We start from the raw sequence: 276 nt of genomic DNA, 5'->3' as shown, positions 1-276 counted from the left end.
CATTCAATTTTGGACGACGAATATTCAATTTCTTCTGCAATTCTGGCACATAGAGAACGGTTGCCAGAAGGATAGCTGAGAAGAGTTTAACAAGGTCTGCATCCATACCTGGAATTTCCAAAATCGCTAAGATAATCAAACGGTAAACAACTGCACCGAGAACAACCGATAGGAGTCTCCAACCCAGGCGTAAGTTACGCAAGATAACTTCTGCAATAATGACAGATGCTAGACCGATAACAATGGTACCAGTACCTGAGTTCAAATCCGCATAGC

The 276-nt window shown here is 42.4% G+C and carries 1 pseudogene; it reads right to left on the bottom strand.

Going from position 1 to position 276, the window contains the following annotated elements:
• A pseudogene (locus C1E99_RS00315) lies at positions 1-276 on the bottom strand (ABC transporter permease); the annotation flags it as partial.

Origin of the sequence: Streptococcus suis, from assembly GCF_002964045.1 — a bacterium.
Taxonomy (GTDB): domain Bacteria; phylum Bacillota; class Bacilli; order Lactobacillales; family Streptococcaceae; genus Streptococcus; species Streptococcus suis_U.
The sequence above is the reverse complement of the archived record's forward strand: the minus strand, read 5'-3'. Positions and strand labels throughout refer to the sequence as shown.